This window comes from Streptomyces sp. NPDC058001 (genome assembly GCF_042886315.1).
In the GTDB taxonomy this organism is placed as follows: Bacteria; Actinomycetota; Actinomycetes; order Streptomycetales; family Streptomycetaceae; genus Streptomyces.
In genome coordinates this window covers 451,121-466,469 of record NZ_JBHVQT010000004.1, presented here as the reverse complement: position 1 = coordinate 466,469, position 15,349 = coordinate 451,121, and the positions used below count along the sequence as shown (strand labels likewise).

Sequence of the window (15,349 nt, the reverse complement as noted above, 5' to 3'; positions counted from 1 at the left end):
TTGCGCCTTGCTGTACGGGGTTACGGGTGCGGGTGGTCGTCCTCTACTGGGCGGTGTGCAGGGCCTTGCGTAGGTGGCCGTTGGCCTGGGTGAGCAGGTCGGCCGCCGTGGTGGCGTCCGTGTGGGCGAGGACGATCAGGATGGCGTTCTTGACCTCGCCGTCGGCCTCGGTGAGGGCCGCGTCGATCGTGGCGTCGTCCGCCCCCGTCGCCAGGGAGACGATCCGCCGGGAACGGGCGCGGAGTTTGTCGTTGGACGCGCGTACGTCGACCATCAGGTTCCCGTACGTCTTGCCCAGGCGGATCATCGTGATCGTCGACAGCATGTTCAGGACGAGTTTCTGCGCCGTGCCCGCCTTGAGCCGGGTCGAACCGGTGAGGAGTTCGGGGCCGACGACGACCTCGATGCCGTGGTCCGCCGCCGCCGCGAGCGCGCTGCCCGCGTTGCAGGACAGCCCGATCGTCAGTGCGCCGTAGCGCGCGCGGGCGTGTTCCACGGCGCCGATCGCGTACGGCGTGCGGCCCGACGCGGAGATGCCGACCACCACGTCGTCGGCGGTGAGGGTGAGCGCGTCGAGGTCGGCCGCCGCCAGTTCCTTCGAGTCCTCGGCGCCCTCGACCGCCGTGATGATCGCGGACGGCCCGCCCGCGATCAGGCCGAGCACCTCGGACGGGTCCGTGTTGAAGGTGGGCGGGCACTCGCTGGCGTCCAGGACGCCGAGGCGGCCCGCCGTGCCCGCGCCCGCGTAGATCAGCCGGCCGCCCCGGGCCATCCGGTCCGCCGTGCCGTCGATCGCGGCGGCGATAGCGGGCAGCTCCTTGGCCACGGCGGCCGGGACGGTCGCGTCCTCACCGTTCATGATCCGTGCGATCTCCAGCGTGGAGAGCCGGTCGATCTCGGACAGCTCGGGCCGGAACGCCTCGGTGGTCAGCGTGGCGAGCTGGGCCGTGAGGTCACGGTACTGATCGGGGTGCTGGTCGGTGGTGTCGGTCATCGAAGGCGGCTCTCTCCGGTGCTTTCCAAAGGGGTGACGTAAGGCGGTGGTGACGTATGCGGTGGTGGCGTAACGCGGTGTCGTAAGAGGTGACGTAAGCGTTTACGTGGTGCGGCTCGGGGTGCCGTACGAGTGGGGGGTCGGACGGGTCAGCGGGGGATGCTGCGGGGGCTGTGGCGGTGCGCGAGTGCCTCGTACGACGCGGAGAGCGCGGGCGCCGCCGTCTCGTACGTACGCTGGGCGACCCCCACGAACAGGCAGTCCACGACCAGCAGTTGACTCGTACGGGACGACATCGCGGCGGGCCGCAGCTCGCTCTCGCGGGCGGTGGACGTGGTGAGGACGTGGTCCGCGTACTGCGAGACCGGTCCGTCCGGGCGGCCGGTGATCGCGATCGTGGTCGCGCCGTGCTCGAAGGCGACGCGGAGCGGTTCGATGACGTCCCCCGTGGAGCCGGAGTGCGTGATCGCGATGGCGACGTCCTTGGCGCGCAGTTGCACGGCGTTGGTGATCGCGAGGTGCGGGTCGCCGTGGGCGTGCGCGATGAGGCCGATACGGGCCAGCTTCTGGGCGAGGTCCTGGCCGACGAGGCAGGAGGCGCCGATGCCGTAGATATCGGTGCGGCGGGCGCCCGCGAGCGCGGTGACGGCGGCGCCGAGCTGCACGGTGTCCAGCGCGGCGGCCGTGTCGGCGAGGGTCTGCTGCTCGTCGTAGGCCAGCTTGGCGACGACGTCCGCGATCGGGTCGTCAACCGCGATGTCCGCCGTGACGGCCGGGGCGCGGCCCGACTGCTGCTGGGCGGCGAGGCCCGCGAGCGCGAGGCGCAGATCGCGGTAGCCGGGGTAGCCGAGGAGGCGGGCCGTGCGGACGACGGTCGCCTCGCTGGTGCCAGTGAGTTCCGCGAGGCCGGTGACGGTCAGGGCGGCACAGCCGGCCGGGTCGCCCGCGACGGCCTCGGCGACCCGCTGCATCGAACGCGTCATCGACGGCGCGAGGGTCCGCACCTTCGCGGCGAGGGCCGCCGGGGCGGGCGGGGCGTCGCCCGCGAAAATTTCCTTCACGTCTTGGGTCACGATTGAAAGTTACTTTCGGACCCGCTGGTCGGTCAAGGGTGCAGTGGTTGTGACCTGTGGCGGAGGTTTCCGGCGACAATGGGCGCATGAATGCGGAGCTGGAGCGGGCCCTGCACGCCGCGCGGGCGCTCGTCCTCGCCGACCTGGTCGCCGGGGATGTCGCCGAGGCCGACGTCGTGTCGATGGTCGAGGACGCCGTGGCGTCGCGGCGGTGGTGGGTGGAGCAGTGGCCGGCGGGTGCGGAGTACGTGGCCGGGCTCGTGGCACAGGATGTGCAGGACGCCCTCCTGGAGGCGTACGGGCGGTGGCCGCTCTGTCCGGTCTGCGGTTCGGGCGACCCGCACGCGCTGGACGTCGAACCCGAACTGGGCGCCGACCCGCACTGGGTGTGCGGCAAGGCGGGCGTGAAGGTGGCGGCGGTCGGCTCGCTGGGGAGACTGCCGGGCGCCGGAACGTCGTCGTGACGGTGTACATCGACCCACCGACCTGGCCGGGCCACGGGCGCCTCTGGTCCCACCTGGTCAGCGACGACTCATACACCGAACTGCACGCCTTCGCCGAACGCCTGGGTGTCCCGCCCCGCGCCTTCGAACGCGACCACTACGACGTACCGTCCGAGCGGTACGGGGACGCGGTGCGCCTCGGCGCCCTGGAAATAGGCTCCAAGGAACTGGTCAGGAGACTCACGGATGCGGGCCTGCGCCGACCGAAGGGGCGCCCGGCCTGAAGGTGTCAGCGGGGCATTGCATCCGTGAATACTTCACCCGATCTCCACCGCGCCGACGCATTCGGGGCGGGTCTCCCCGTGAAGTCCTCACTCCCTGGAACCTCTTGAGTGACGGGGGATAGTCTCGTGCCACGGAAGTCGGCACCGGAGGCCGGAGACAGTCGCAAACGGGGGCTGTTGTCCGCAGATTTCACAGGGGAACCGGACTAACGACATGAGCGACCTACGTCTTGACGACACGATTTTCGAGGACCTGAAGAACACCTTCTCCACGATCAGCGACCGTATGGACACCGCCCGTCGCACCCTCAAGGGAGCGGACGGCTCAGCTGTTGGCGCGGGCAAACTCGTAGACGAAGTGCACGACTTCGCCGACGAGTGGGGCTACGGCATCAAACAGCTCGGCAAACACACCCAGGGCGCCGTCAAGATGATCAACAAAATCGGCGACGAGTTCAGCAAGCTCGACCAGGACCTGGCCGAATCCCTCAAGTCCACGCAGAAGAAGGGCAAGTGAGGTGGCCGGCAAGCGCCCCGCGTACCCGAACATAGGCTGGGACCCCACCCCCGGCGACGTGGACGACACCCGGGACCTCGCGAGGAAGCTCGGCGGTCTGGCATCGGAACTCGGCTCCTCACTGCGGGACTTGGAGCGGATCGAGTGCGGCGCCTGGAAGGGCAAGGCCGCGTACGCCTTCATCGAGTACCTGGGGAAGGACGTCACACCGCTCGTCCGCAAGAGCCATGACTCCTTCGACAAGGCGTCACGCGCGCTGCACAAGTGGTCAGGCGAGCTGAAGGACTTCCAGGACGAGGCCGACCGTCTGGAGAAGGCGGCGGGCGAGAAACTCGACGCCAAGCAGGAGGCCGAGCAGAAGGCCGAGGGCAAGGGCAGCGAGGAACTCGGCAAGGCGTCGGGCGCGGTGGACGACATCATCAACAAGGTCAACGACCTCGAAGACCGTTACAACCGTGCCGCCGGGCTGATCAGCAAGGAACTCGACAAGGCCGGCGACATCGCGCCCAACGAGCCCGGTTTCTGGGACAAGCTCACCAAGGGCGTCGCCGACGCGTGGAACGCGACCGGACAGTGGATCAAGGACCACGCGGATCTCATCAAACTGATCGGCGACCTGCTGAGCGACCTGACGGCCATCCTGGCCCTGCTCGCCATCGTCACCCTCCCGTTCCCGCCCCTCGCGGCCATCTTCGGCGCCGCCGCCCTCATCACGACCGGCCTCGCCCTGGTGGCCCACGGTGTCGCCAAGGCGGCGGGGGCGGACGTGAGTTGGATGCAGATCGGGTTGGACGCGGTGGGGTTGCTGCCGGGGATCGGGGCGTTCAGTAAGGGGATCAAGGTGGTGGGCAAGGCCGCGGCGGGTGCCAAGGCCGGTGCGTTGGGCAAGGGATTCCAGGCGACCGAGCTGGGAAACGCGCGCATGCTGCTGTCCGTCGGTAAGGCGGCGAAGGATGCGACGGGCGGGTTCAAGCTGCTGCCCGGCAAGGTGGTGCTCGGCGGCAGCTTTGACGAGGTCTACTCGGTCGCGCACAGCACCAGCGGCCTCATGTCCCGTATGGGAGGCATCGCCAGCCAGGGTTACCACGCGGGGCAGTGGCTGGGTTCGAAGGGGGCCAACTTGATCCCGGGTGTGGCCATGAACCCCATGGGCGCGGGGGCCATCGCTCTCGACGGTGCGCTGAAGATCGCCCCGAAGCTCGTGAGCATTCCCCAGCACATTGGTGAGGCCATCAATCCCGGTGACCAGTTCGAGAAATCGGCGGCAGGGAATGGATAACGACATCTGGCAGCCCGAGGCGGGCGAGACGCTGCTCACGCGTAGGTACGTCACCTTCGCGACCGGCGCGGCCACGCGGGTCTCCGGTAAGCGCTGGTTCCGGGACACCGAACGTCAAGACATTCAGGGGGAGTTGCCGGGCTGGCCGGAAGGGCCGGTCCACGAGGCTCGCTCGACGGGCGACACCGTGGCCCGGAACACGGTGAAGGGCGTGTTCATGGGCATCGGCGTTGCGATCATGGGCGTCCTCTCGTCCCAGGGCGGCAGTGTCGGCCCGAGCGCCGGCGGTTCCAACAAGTCCCAGGACCGTGCCGACGAGGTCGAGGACTTCCCGGTCCTGTGGGCCGCCCCCGGCACCATCGCCCGTACCCTGCCGTGGCAGTTGGACCCGGGCCGTGTGGACCTCAAGCACTACCGCACACACGCGATCGTCACGGACCGCCGTCTGGTCATCGTGGGACTCCGGTACTACAAAGAGGACGAAACGGATATCGAGGATGAATTCCTGTGGGAGATTCCTCGATCGCGCATTGTGCGGACGGAGCTGAAGGACTTCAAGGACGGGAGTGATGTCCGCTTCGTCTTCGACGACGGCTCGTGGTGCAGGCTGGAAGCCCGGTCCCGGGAATCATTCGTCCAGCACCTCATCTACCCCGAAGAACTGCTGCCGCTGGAATCCCTCACCCCGGCGCAGCGGAAGACTCTGGACGGCTTCATCGCGGACATGCACCAGCGTGGCCTTGACACCGGAACGCCCGTGGTCAGTCGTCGTGCCTGCGGCCACTACATGGTCAAGGTTCCCGTCCCGAGCCGGCTGACCTCGTCCTTCGGCTGCTCCATGCACGACCTGAGCTTGAACGCTGACGGCACCAAGCTCGAAATCACGGACTACCACCCGGAAGACTACTGAGCCCCCATGACGACTCCCGCAGACCAGCCGCCCCCCTTCTCCTTCCGTACCCCCGAAGGGTTCTTCGTTCTGCCGCTCGGCGATACCGCCGAGGAACGTGCCGAGCGGTCCGAGACCTTCGTACGGGTGCTGTACTCCGAAGGCGACGAAAGCATCTGGGAGCCCGCCGCCCCCTACTACGCGGCCATCGCCGAGATGATGGGTGCCACCGGAGTCTCGTACTCCGCGATGGGGCTGTTCGCCACCACGGAGGAGGAGCAGGCCCTCGGCGCCGACGGGGTCGCGCAGTGTGCCTTCACCGTGGCCACCGTTCCGACCGACCAGGAGGACGGCGACACCGACATCGTGGCGCAGGGCATCCTCGCCGTGCTCTCCGCGGACCCGAACAACGACGCCCGGTGGCTCGACCTGCCGTGCGGTCCCGCCGTGTCCCGTATCACGCTGAAGCAGTACACGTTCCCCGCCGAGGCGACGGCCAACGGTGAGGAGATGGAACTCCTCACCGGACAGATACAGGTCCATGTCCCGTGCCCCACAGGCCCGTTCACGGCGGTGTTCACGCTCGACACCGCGTCCATGGACTACTGGTCGGAGTTCTGTGACGTGATGGCGGCCGTACTGCGGACGGTGTCCTTCACGGACACCGACCCGGACCCGGAACCGGACACGGACCCGGAAGACGCGACCGGCACCGACGCCGAGGACCGGGACACCGTCGTGCTCCGCTGATGCAGCCGCAGTGACACCGTGACCACGGCGATGGCCGCCAGCATGATGGCCGCGCCCGCCCACGCCGTCGCCGCGAAACCGAGCCCCGCGTCGATGACGGTGCCGCCGAGCCAGGGGCCACCCGTGTTGCCGAGGTTGAAGGCCGCCGTCGTGGTCGCGCCGGCCAGTGTGGGGGCGGCGCCGGCGACATTGAACATACGGGCGTTCAGGGCGGGTGCCGTGTAGAACGCGGAGAGGCCCAGCAGGAACGACAGACCCACCGCCGCCACCGCGAACTGGCCGAGAAGGGCCAGCAGCGTCAGGAGCACGGTCGATGCCGCGATGCCCGACAGCAGCACGCCGAACAGGTGCGCGTCCGCGACCCGGCCGCCGATCGCCGTACCGATCAGGGCGCCGACCCCGAACAGCCCGAGCACCATCGGCACCCAACTGTCGTCCAGCCCGGCGACATCCGTCAGGAGCGGCGCCAGATAGCTGAAGGTGCAGAACACGCCGCCCGCCGCCAGCGCGGTGATCACGATCGACAGCCACACCTGTCGGTCCCGGTAGATCCGTACCTCGTTGCGCAGACGCGGGCGCTCGGCGGGGAGCGGTATGCGGGGGATCAGGGTGACCACGCCGACCAGGGCGATCGCCGACGCCAGGGCCACCGCCCAGAACGCGGAGCGCCAGCCCAGGTGCTCGCCGAGGAAGGCGCCCGCCGGGACACCGAGCACGTTCGCGATCGACAGACCGCCGATCATCACGGCCATCGCCCGCGCCCGCGCGTTCAGCGGCACCATCGCGATGGCCACCGCGGCGCCCACCGCCCAGAAGCCGGCGCACGCCAGGGCGCTCACCACCCGGGACGCGAACAGCACCCCGTACGTCGGAGCCAGCGCGCCCGCGATCTGACCGACCCCGAACACCGTGATCAGGGTGATCAGAGTCGTCCGGCGGGGCAGCCGCAGGGTCGCCACCGCGAGCAGCGGAGCGCCCACCACCATGCCCACCGCGAACGCCGATATCAGCAGGCCCGCCTGCGGAATCGTTACGTCCATGTCGTCGGCGATCGGTGGCAGCAGGCCCGACAGCATGAACTCGCTGGTGCCCAGGGCGAACACCGAGAGGCCGAGGATGTACACGGCCAGCGGCATGCGCTGCGAGGAGGGTCGGAGGGAGCGGGTCATGGCGTCAGGGTCGGCGTCGGGCACAACAGTCGTCAACCGACCCGTCACACCTGACATTCCGACCGGAATCCGGAAACCGGAGAGCGCCGCCGGTCACGCGGTGAGTCGCGCCAGCTCCGCCGCCATGTTCCGGCGCGCGTCCGCCTCCCAGTTCCCGGTGCCGTACGGGGTACGGAACAGCCGTGGCAGGGCGAGGAGTTGGCGCAGCACATCGGCCCGGCCCGCGCGGAAGGCGTCGTCGGGTACGAACCCGTACTCCTCGCGGACGGCGGCGGCGTACGCGGCGTACGCCTCCGGTTCCCCCGCGAGCACCGCGAGATCCGCGTCACACAGCACCGCGCCGTTGCCGTCGCCGTCGGCCGCGTCGTGTGTGACGGTCAGCCGGACCAGCCGGGCCACCTCGCCGGTGCGGGACGCGTCGACGCCGAGTTCGGGCAGCGCGCGCTCGGCGAGCCGGGCACTGCGCTCCTCGTTCTCGGACCGGTCCGGCAGATACACGGCGTCGTGGAACCAGGCGGCGAGCCGTACGAGGGCGGGCTCGGCCGCGTACACCTCAAGTACGTCGATGTGACGCAGGACCGCGAGCAGATGGTCGGTGGTGTGGTACCGGCGCTGGGGTTCGCCCCAGCGGGCGAGCAGCGCGTCGGCGTACGGCTCGGGCGACACGGTCCCCCCGGCCGCCGCGACGGCCGCGGCCCACCGGTCGCGGAGTTCGTGGTGGGCGGGGTGCGGGGAGAGTGCGGGCGCCATGGGGGTCATTCTCGCGCCGTCCGGGCCTAGGGGGCTTCTGATGGATCTCCGCGGCGTCGCGACGCCCGGCACGCCCTCTCGCCGCACCGGGCGAAAACCCAAGTACGCCCAGTACGAGGGCTTCCGCCCGGCACGCCGAGAGCACGCACCGAACGCCGCTCCTTCTCCCACGGAGATCCATCAGAAACCCCCTAGCGTGGGTCCATGACTCTTACTGACGAGATCGTCCGGGACCCCGAACTGCCGGGGACGCTGCTGGCCACCGAACGGGACGCCCTGATTCCGCTGCTGCGGAGCAGGCCCGACGAGGACTTCGCGCTGCGGACCGCGTGTCCCGGCTGGACCGTGCGGCATGTCCTGGCGCACTGCGGTTCCGCGTTGATGCGGGTGGTCGAGAGCCGTTTCGAGCGGGGCGTGTTCTCGCCCGAGTCGAACGACCGTGACATCGCCGAGCGCGCCGACTGGGCGGTGTCCCGGATCGTGGACGAACTGGAGCACGGTATGACCGAGGCCGGTCCGGTGATCGCCAAGGCGGGCGGCGTCCTCGACATGGTCGCGGTGGGCGAGTGGGTACACGCGGGAGACGTACGGGAAGCCTTCGGGGAGCCCGGCGCGTACGCCGGCGCCGGGCTCGCGTACGCGCTGCCGCTGCTCGCGCGGATCAGCCGTGAGAAGGACCACGTACCGCTCCACGCCGACCTGGACGACCGGGACGAGCCGCTCCGCTTCGGCGGGGTGCCGGGGGACCGGCCGCCGGCGCGGTACCTCGGTGACGCGGCCACGCTGATCCGGCTGTACTCGGGGCGTCCGCTGGTCGGGACGCGGTACGAACTCGCGGGCGCGGGCGAGAAGGAGCTGAACCTCTTCGGGTGACCCGGGTCTCCCGGCTCGGGGTGGGTTTGGCGCGGGTACTCTGGGATATTGGACTAGACCTATAGGTGTACGTGCAGCTAGACCTATAGGCAGACCTATAGCTGGGTCTCTGGCTGGACCTGAAGCCCGCCCGAGCCGCACCGAGAGATGGGGTCCCATGAGCAAGCGTGCAGTCCTGGAGGTGATCGCCCTCGACGCGGGGGACGCGGTTGCCGCCGAGGCCGGAGGCGCGGACCGGCTGGAGCTGGTCACCGACATGGCCGCCGACGGGCTGACGCCGTCACGCGAGACCTTCGCCGCGATCCGCGCCGCCGTGGACATCCCGCTGCGCGTGATGCTCCGGCTGGCGGACGGGTTCGCGGCGGGGGACGTGGACGCGCTGGTACGGGCCGCGGGGGCGCTCCGCTCGGAGGGTGCCGACGAGTTCGTACTCGGCTTCCTCACCGAGGCCGGGGACGCGGACGTTCCGGTGGTGGAGACGCTGGTCGCCGAGTTGGGCGGGTGCCGGTGGACCTTCCACCGGGCGATCGACCGCGCCGGCGACCGGGACGCGGTGCGCAAGCAGCTCGCGGATCTGCCGGGGCTCGACACGTATCTGACCGCCGGTTCGGCGGTCGGGGTCGACGACGGGATGACAACGTTGCTCGCGGAGTCCGCGCGGGACGGCGAGCCCGGCTACACCCCGCACCTCCTCGTCGGCGGCGGCCTCCGCCTCGACCATGTCTCCCGCCTGAAGTCGGGCGGCGTGACGGGTTTCCACATCGGCGGAGCGGCTCGCCCCGCGGGTTGGGCGGGACCGGTGTCGACGCCGGCGGTCGAGGAGTGGCGGCGCGTACTGGACCGCTAGGCCCTTACCGGGCACCGCAGCGCCGTGGAGCAAGCGGCCTGCCGCCGCCAGTGCGGTGCCGGTCACTGCTTCCCGCCCGGACGGGCACAGGCACAGGCCACCGGCACCCCATCCCGCCGCAGCGGTGCTCAGCCACAAGTAGCTGTGTCCGGCGGTGTGGGGTAATCGCCGGGCCGGGTCAGGCCAGCTGGGGCGCCAGCGCCGTGGGGCAGGCGGGCTGCCGCCGCCACTGCTCCCCGCCCGGAGGGCACTCGCACCCCATCCCGCCGCAGCGGTGCTCAGGCACAAGCACCTCGTTCCGGCGGTGTGGGGTGATCGGCCGGACCGGTCAGGCCAGTTCGGGCGGCAGCGCAGTCGTGTGCAGCACCGTCAGCCCCGAGACCGCCCGGGTCAAAGCCACGTACAAGCGCCGCAGGCCCGTGCGGAGGTCGGGTTCGCCGTCCACCACCGCCGCCGGCTCGTCCAGGACCACGTAGTCGTACTCAAGGCCCTTCGCCAGCGTCGCCGGTACCAGCGTCAGGCGGGTCTCCTGTGTCGTCTCCTCGCCGGGTGAGAGGTAGGTGAAGCCGGCGGCGGTCAGGGCTTCCGCCAGGGCCGGTACCCGGGCGTCCGCCGCGATCAGGCCGGTCGACCCCTCCCGGCCCAGCGCCTCGCGGCACGCGTCGACCACCGCCGCGTCCAACTCCCCTGCCGAGCCCACCTCGTGGACCGCCAGCGCCCCCGGCGCCTCCCGTACCGACTCCACCTCCGCGAGGCCCGGCGCGATCGACGGCAGCAGCCGCGACGCGTACGCGATCACCTCGCGCGGTACGCGGAACCCCGCCGTCAGCTCCTCCACCACCGCGTCGTCCTTGCCGAGGTGCCGCAGCGCCTCGTCCCAACTCCGCGTCGCCCAGGGCGTGGTGCCCTGCGCCAGGTCACCGAGCACTGTCGCGGACCCCGTCGTACAGCGGCGGCCCACCGCCCGGTACTGCATCGGCGACAGGTCCTGCGCCTCGTCCAGGACCACATGCCCGAGCGACTGCGTACGCGCGACCAGGTCCGACGCCTCGTCGATGAGGACCGCGTCCGCCATCGACCAGCGCGCCGTCTTCACCCCGCGCGGCACCTTCCCGGTCCACAGGATCGCCTTCTGTTCCTCGTCCGAGAGGAGCCCGTCGGCGTGCGCGGCGAGGAACGCGTCGTCCGTCAGCAGCCGCAGCACCAGCTTCGCCGGGTCGACCGGCGGCCACACCGCCTTGACGGCCGTCTTCACCGCGCTGTTGCGCGCCACCGCGTCCTGCACCCGGTCGTCGGGCGCCTCGCCCGCCCGTTCCATCTGGACGAGCACCGCGTGCGCGATCCGCCGGGGCAGTGCCTCGCGCGCCGCCCCGTACCGCATGTCGCGGGCCTGCAACTCCCGGACGATCTCCTCCAGTTCGTACGCGGGCACCCGCCACCGCCGGGACCCCCGCACCACGACCACCGGCTCGGTCGGGGGCGTGACATGTGAGCGGATCGCCCGCCGTAGCACCTCCGCCATCCGCGCGTCGCCCTTCACCAACGCCGCCGACGCCTCGTCCCGGCCGCGTACCTCGACGCGGGCCACCAGGTCCTCGACGGTCGCCTGCTGGACCTCCAGCTCACCGAGCGCGGGCAGCACCTGCTCGATGTAGTGCAGGAAGGAACGGTTCGGCCCGATCACCAGCGTGCCGGTACGGGCCAGGCGGTCGCGGTGCGCGTACAGCAGATATGCCACCCGGTGCAGGCCCACCGCCGTCTTGCCGGTGCCGGGCCCGCCCTGGACGCACACCGTGCCGCCGAGACCGCTCCGTACGATCTCGTCCTGCTCCGGCTGGATCGTCGCCACGATGTCCCGCATCGGGCCGACGCGCGGGCGCTCGATCTCGCGTTGCAGCAGTGCGCTGGTACGGGCCGTCTCCGTCGGGTCCGACAGACGCTCGTCCTCGTACGCGGTGAGGTCGCCGCCGGTGTAGCCGAAGCGGCGGCGCAGCCTGATGTCCATCGGGTCCTTCTTCGAGGCCCGGTAGAACGGCTGCGAGACCGGTGCCCGCCAGTCGATGACCATCGGGTCACCGCCGGCGTCGTGCACATGGCGGCGCCCGATGTAGAAGCGCTCGCCGTCGGCGCCCTCCGCCTGGTCGGCGCCGGGGGCGTGCAGGTAGTCGAGGCGGCCGAAGAAGAGGGGGGTGTGGGCGAGGTCGGCGAGGGACTTGATCCGCTCGTCGATCTGGTTGCGGAGGACTGCGGCGTTCACCCAGTTCGCGGTGACGTCGCGGATGTCGAGGGCTTCGGCGTCCTCGCGCATGGCGCGGAGCGCGGAGCGGGAGTCGGCGAGGTGGGTGCGTTCGTGGGTGAGGGGGTCGGGAGGGGTGGACACGGGTTGCCTTCCGGGGGCGGTGCGGGGTGTGGGTTGCCGCCCGGTTTCCGTCCGGGTGACGGCCCCCTTTATCGGAGGCGGGACAAGAGCGGAGATTTTAGACCCCGCGAACTCCGAGGGCCACCGAATATTTCCCCCGCCCGCCCGCCCGCCCGCCCGTGGGCCCGGGTTCCGTTTTCCGGCGGCGGCGGTGGCGGTGCTGCATGCGAGCGGGGGGCGGTCCGGGCCTGCGGGCCCGGGTTTCTTTCCCGCCGCAGCGGCGATCAGTTGGCGTGGTGTGTTTCGGCGGTGTTCCAGCCCGTCCCTGCCCGGGGGGTGTCGCCGTCAGGCGAGAGCGCGGCGCTCAGCCGTCATGGGGGCGCGCCCTGCCACGCCCGGTAGGGCCAACCGCTTGATGGAAGCGTAACCGCGAGGTTACGCTTCCCCCGTGGAAGACATAGTCGCCGCCATCTCCGACCCCCTGCGTCGGGAAATCCTGGTCATGCTGCGCGGCAACCCGCTCAGCGTCGGGGAGATCGCCGGACGGTTTCCGGTGAGTCGGCCCGCCGTGAGTCGGCACCTCAGGGTGTTGCGGGAGAGCGGGCTTGTCCGGGACGAACTGGTCGGGCGGCAGCGGCGCTACACCCTCACCCCCGCCCCCCTCGCCGAACTCGCCGACTGGATCGCCCGCCTCCGCGCCCCGTCCGGCTGGGAGCACCGCCTCGACGCTCTGGACACCGAGGTCCGCCGCACCAGCCGCGAGCGCACCCGACGTGAGCCAAGTAGTCCGAGTAACCCGAGTAACCCGAGTAACCCGAGTAGCCAAGGTCGCCAAGCCGATAAGGACTCCGCATGACAGTCACACCCGTACCCCGGCCCCGCCCCACCGGCCGCCTCCACGCCACCCCCGACGGAGTCGACCTCGTGCTGCTCCGTACTTTCCGCGCCCCCATCGAAGACGTGTGGGCGAGCGTCACCGAGTCCGAGCGGACGGCACGCTGGTTCGGGCCCTGGGAGGGTGACGCGGCGCCGGGAGCCACCGTCCGGGTCCAGCTCTCGTACGAGGAGGGGGCGCCCTGGTCCGAGATGCGGATCGAGACCTGCGAACCGCCCCTCCGGCTCGCCGTCACCACCCTGGACGAGGCCGGTTCCTGGCACCTGGAACTGCTCCTGTCCGAGGTCGACGGCCGCACCGAACTGCGCCTCGTGCAGCACCTCGCGGACGCGAAGGGCGTCGGCGAGATCGGACCCGGCTGGGAGTACTACCTCGATCGCCTGGTCTCCTCGCGCGACGGCACAGAGGCCCAGGACTTCGACGCCTACTACCCGGCCCAGAAGGCGTACTTCGAGGACCTGATCAGCACGATCTGATCGGCACGGTCACCGACCCTCACGGCGGGCGGTGACCGCCGCCCGGGTCTCCTCGGTGATCAGATCCGCGTTGATCTGCGCCCCCGCCGCCGCACCGGCCGCCGCCGCGCTCCCCACCTGCGCGGACAGGTCGGTGACATTGCCCGCCGCCCACACCCCGGGCACCTCGGTACGTCCCGTCGGATCGGCGGGTACGTACTCCCCGGCCCCTGACTGATGCTCCACCGGCACCAGCCCGAGCGCCTTCAGGAACCCGGCACGCGCCACCATCCTCGGCGCCGTCGCCACCGCCTCGCGGGCGACCACCGTGCCGTCGGCCAGCCGGACGCCGGTGAGCCGGTCGTCGGTGATCTCCAGGGCCGCCACCTCACCGTCCACCACCCGGACATCCCGTGCGGCCAGCTCCTCCGCCTGCTCGTCGGTGAGCGCGGGCAGGGTGTGCGCGAAGAACGTGACGTCGTCGCTCCACTGCCGGAACAGCAGCGCCTGGTGCACCGACAGCGGGCCGCTGCCCAGTACGCCGATGGCCCGGTCGCGGATCTCCCAGCCGTGGCAGTACGGGCAGTGCACCACGTCCCGCCCGAACCGCTCCCGCAGCCCCGACACGTCCGGCAACTCGTCCACCAGGCCGGTCGTCACCAGCAGCCTCCGCGCCCGTACGGACCCACCGTCGGCCAGCTCCACGGTGAACAGCCCGTCGTCGTCCCGTACCGCTCCCGTCACCTCGCCCGACACCACGTGCCCGCCGTAGCCGCGGACCTCGGCCCGGCCGCGCTCCAGCAGCTCGCCAGGCGGCATTCCCTCGCGCGCGAGCAGCCCGTGCACGCCGGCCGCCGGGGCGTTGCGCGGCGCGCCCGAGTCGATCACCGCCACCGAGCGCCGGGCCCGCGCCAGCATCAGCGCCCCGTTCAGCCCCGCGGCGCCCCCGCCGAGCACCACCACGTCATAGCCGTCCCTCAAACGATCGAAGCCATCGAACCGATCGGTCACCTTGACCACCTCCACGTCCGACCCTGCGCGCCGACCCACACGGACCGCAAACTAAGTTGCCGATCCGGCAAGCTCTGGCAGACTCGACACCATGGACCAGGACATCGATCAGGCGCTGAGCGCGGTCGCCCCCCGCCTCCGGGCCCTCCGCAAGCAGCGCGACACCACCCTCGCCGACCTGTCCGAGGCGACCGGTATCTCGGTGAGCACCCTCTCCCGCCTGGAGTCCGGCTCCCGCCGGCCCAACCTCGACCTGCTGCTCCCGCTCGCCAAGGCGTACGGCGTCACGCTCGACGAACTCGTGGGCGCCCCGCCGACCGGCGACCCGCGCATCCACCTGCGCCCGGTCACGTACCACGGCATGACGATGGTGCCGCTGACCCGGCGGGCCGGCGGGATCCAGGCGTACAAGCTCGTGATCCCGGCCGGCAGTCGTCGCAGGGAACCCGACCCCAAGACCCATGAGGGTTACGAATGGCTCTACGTACTCAACGGGCGGCTCCGCATCGTCCTCGGCGAGCAGGATCTGGTCCTCGCCCCCGGTGAGGCCGCCGAGTTCGACACCCGCGTACCGCACTGGTTCGGCGCGTTCGACGCCGAACCGGTCGAGTTCCTCAGCCTGTTCGGCAGCCAGGGCGAGCGCGCCCACCTCCGCGCCCGCCCGAGGGCAAACGCCGCCTAGCGCCCTGGGGGGACTCCTGGGGGATTCCTAGGGGTCGGGTCCGCCGCTGGGACTACCGGAGACCGGCGGAGGTTACATC

General features: G+C 70.9%; 16 protein-coding genes. 10 read left to right on the top strand and 6 right to left on the bottom strand.

Translation table 11 applies throughout. The features are described from left to right. Positions 1 to 43: 43 nt before the first annotated feature. Together murQ and ACFVT5_RS11870 are read right to left on the bottom strand one after the other, a co-directional pair. Positions 44 to 994 (bottom strand): N-acetylmuramic acid 6-phosphate etherase, encoded by a 951-nt coding sequence (gene murQ / locus ACFVT5_RS11875; protein ID WP_389884733.1) that lies wholly within the window; start codon positions 992 to 994, stop codon positions 44 to 46. A gap of 149 nt (positions 995 to 1,143) precedes the next feature. Continuing rightward, positions 1,144 to 2,067: a MurR/RpiR family transcriptional regulator gene (locus ACFVT5_RS11870; protein ID WP_389884730.1), complete on the bottom strand. Its 924-nt coding sequence runs from the start codon at positions 2,065 to 2,067 to the stop codon at positions 1,144 to 1,146. Between the two features lie 86 nt (positions 2,068 to 2,153). Here ACFVT5_RS11870 and ACFVT5_RS11865 point away from each other — a divergent pair, with 86 nt between their 5' ends. The 5 genes from ACFVT5_RS11865 to ACFVT5_RS11845 all read left to right on the top strand — a co-directional run bounded on the left by ACFVT5_RS11865 (position 2,154) and on the right by ACFVT5_RS11845 (position 5,500). After that, positions 2,154 to 2,531: a hypothetical protein gene (locus ACFVT5_RS11865; RefSeq protein WP_389884727.1), complete on the top strand. Its 378-nt coding sequence runs from the start codon at positions 2,154 to 2,156 to the stop codon at positions 2,529 to 2,531. Beyond that, complete coding sequence (locus ACFVT5_RS11860) at positions 2,528 to 2,794, top strand: DUF4031 domain-containing protein (RefSeq protein WP_389884724.1); 267 nt, start codon at positions 2,528 to 2,530, stop codon at positions 2,792 to 2,794. The genes ACFVT5_RS11865 and ACFVT5_RS11860 overlap by 4 nt, the downstream gene beginning before the upstream one ends. 214 nt (positions 2,795 to 3,008) lie before the next feature. Then, a complete protein-coding gene (locus ACFVT5_RS11855; RefSeq protein ID WP_389884721.1) occupies positions 3,009 to 3,311 on the top strand; it encodes a hypothetical protein in 303 nt (100 codons plus the stop codon). A gap of 1 nt (position 3,312) precedes the next feature. Then, positions 3,313 to 4,590, top strand: coding sequence for an enoyl-CoA hydratase/isomerase family protein (locus ACFVT5_RS11850; protein ID WP_389884719.1), 1,278 nt, complete (start codon positions 3,313 to 3,315; stop codon positions 4,588 to 4,590). Continuing rightward, entirely contained in the window at positions 4,583 to 5,500 is a 918-nt protein-coding gene (locus ACFVT5_RS11845) for a hypothetical protein (RefSeq protein ID WP_389884716.1), read from the top strand. The genes ACFVT5_RS11850 and ACFVT5_RS11845 overlap by 8 nt, the downstream gene beginning before the upstream one ends. Positions 5,501 to 6,081: 581 nt before the next feature. Here ACFVT5_RS11845 and ACFVT5_RS11840 read toward each other — a convergent pair. Then, on the bottom strand, positions 6,082 to 7,365 hold the full coding sequence (locus ACFVT5_RS11840; RefSeq protein ID WP_389885278.1) for a Cmx/CmrA family chloramphenicol efflux MFS transporter: 1,284 nt from the start codon (positions 7,363 to 7,365) through the stop codon (positions 6,082 to 6,084). 126 nt (positions 7,366 to 7,491) lie between these two features. Then, positions 7,492 to 8,148: a hypothetical protein gene (locus ACFVT5_RS11835; protein WP_389884712.1), complete on the bottom strand. Its 657-nt coding sequence runs from the start codon at positions 8,146 to 8,148 to the stop codon at positions 7,492 to 7,494. 204 nt (positions 8,149 to 8,352) lie between these two features. On the opposite strand from ACFVT5_RS11835, the gene ACFVT5_RS11830 reads away from it, so the two are divergent. Beyond that, positions 8,353 to 9,021, top strand: a complete 669-nt coding sequence (locus ACFVT5_RS11830) for a maleylpyruvate isomerase family mycothiol-dependent enzyme (RefSeq protein WP_389884709.1) — start codon at positions 8,353 to 8,355, stop codon at positions 9,019 to 9,021. A gap of 157 nt (positions 9,022 to 9,178) precedes the next feature. Continuing rightward, positions 9,179 to 9,868: a copper homeostasis protein CutC gene (locus ACFVT5_RS11825; RefSeq protein ID WP_389884706.1), complete on the top strand. Its 690-nt coding sequence runs from the start codon at positions 9,179 to 9,181 to the stop codon at positions 9,866 to 9,868. Between the two features lie 328 nt (positions 9,869 to 10,196). Here the strand turns inward: ACFVT5_RS11825 and ACFVT5_RS11820 are convergent, their stop codons facing one another. Next, entirely contained in the window at positions 10,197 to 12,248 is a 2,052-nt protein-coding gene (locus ACFVT5_RS11820; RefSeq protein ID WP_389884703.1) for a HelD family protein, read from the bottom strand. 427 nt (positions 12,249 to 12,675) lie between these two features. Here ACFVT5_RS11820 and ACFVT5_RS11815 point away from each other — a divergent pair, with 427 nt between their 5' ends. Next, positions 12,676 to 13,083: an ArsR/SmtB family transcription factor gene (locus ACFVT5_RS11815; RefSeq protein WP_389884701.1), complete on the top strand. Its 408-nt coding sequence runs from the start codon at positions 12,676 to 12,678 to the stop codon at positions 13,081 to 13,083. After that, a complete protein-coding gene (locus ACFVT5_RS11810; RefSeq protein ID WP_389884698.1) occupies positions 13,080 to 13,598 on the top strand; it encodes an SRPBCC family protein in 519 nt (172 codons plus the stop codon). Before ACFVT5_RS11815 ends, ACFVT5_RS11810 begins: the two co-directional genes overlap by 4 nt. 9 nt (positions 13,599 to 13,607) lie before the next feature. Here the strand turns inward: ACFVT5_RS11810 and ACFVT5_RS11805 are convergent, their stop codons facing one another. After that, the gene (locus ACFVT5_RS11805) at positions 13,608 to 14,588 is read right to left on the bottom strand and encodes an NAD(P)/FAD-dependent oxidoreductase (RefSeq protein WP_389884695.1); all 981 of its coding nucleotides are present in this window, start codon (positions 14,586 to 14,588) and stop codon (positions 13,608 to 13,610) included. Positions 14,589 to 14,679: 91 nt separating this feature from the next. Here ACFVT5_RS11805 and ACFVT5_RS11800 point away from each other — a divergent pair, with 91 nt between their 5' ends. Then, a complete protein-coding gene (locus ACFVT5_RS11800; RefSeq protein WP_389884692.1) occupies positions 14,680 to 15,270 on the top strand; it encodes a helix-turn-helix domain-containing protein in 591 nt (196 codons plus the stop codon). Positions 15,271 to 15,349 lie beyond the last annotated feature (79 nt).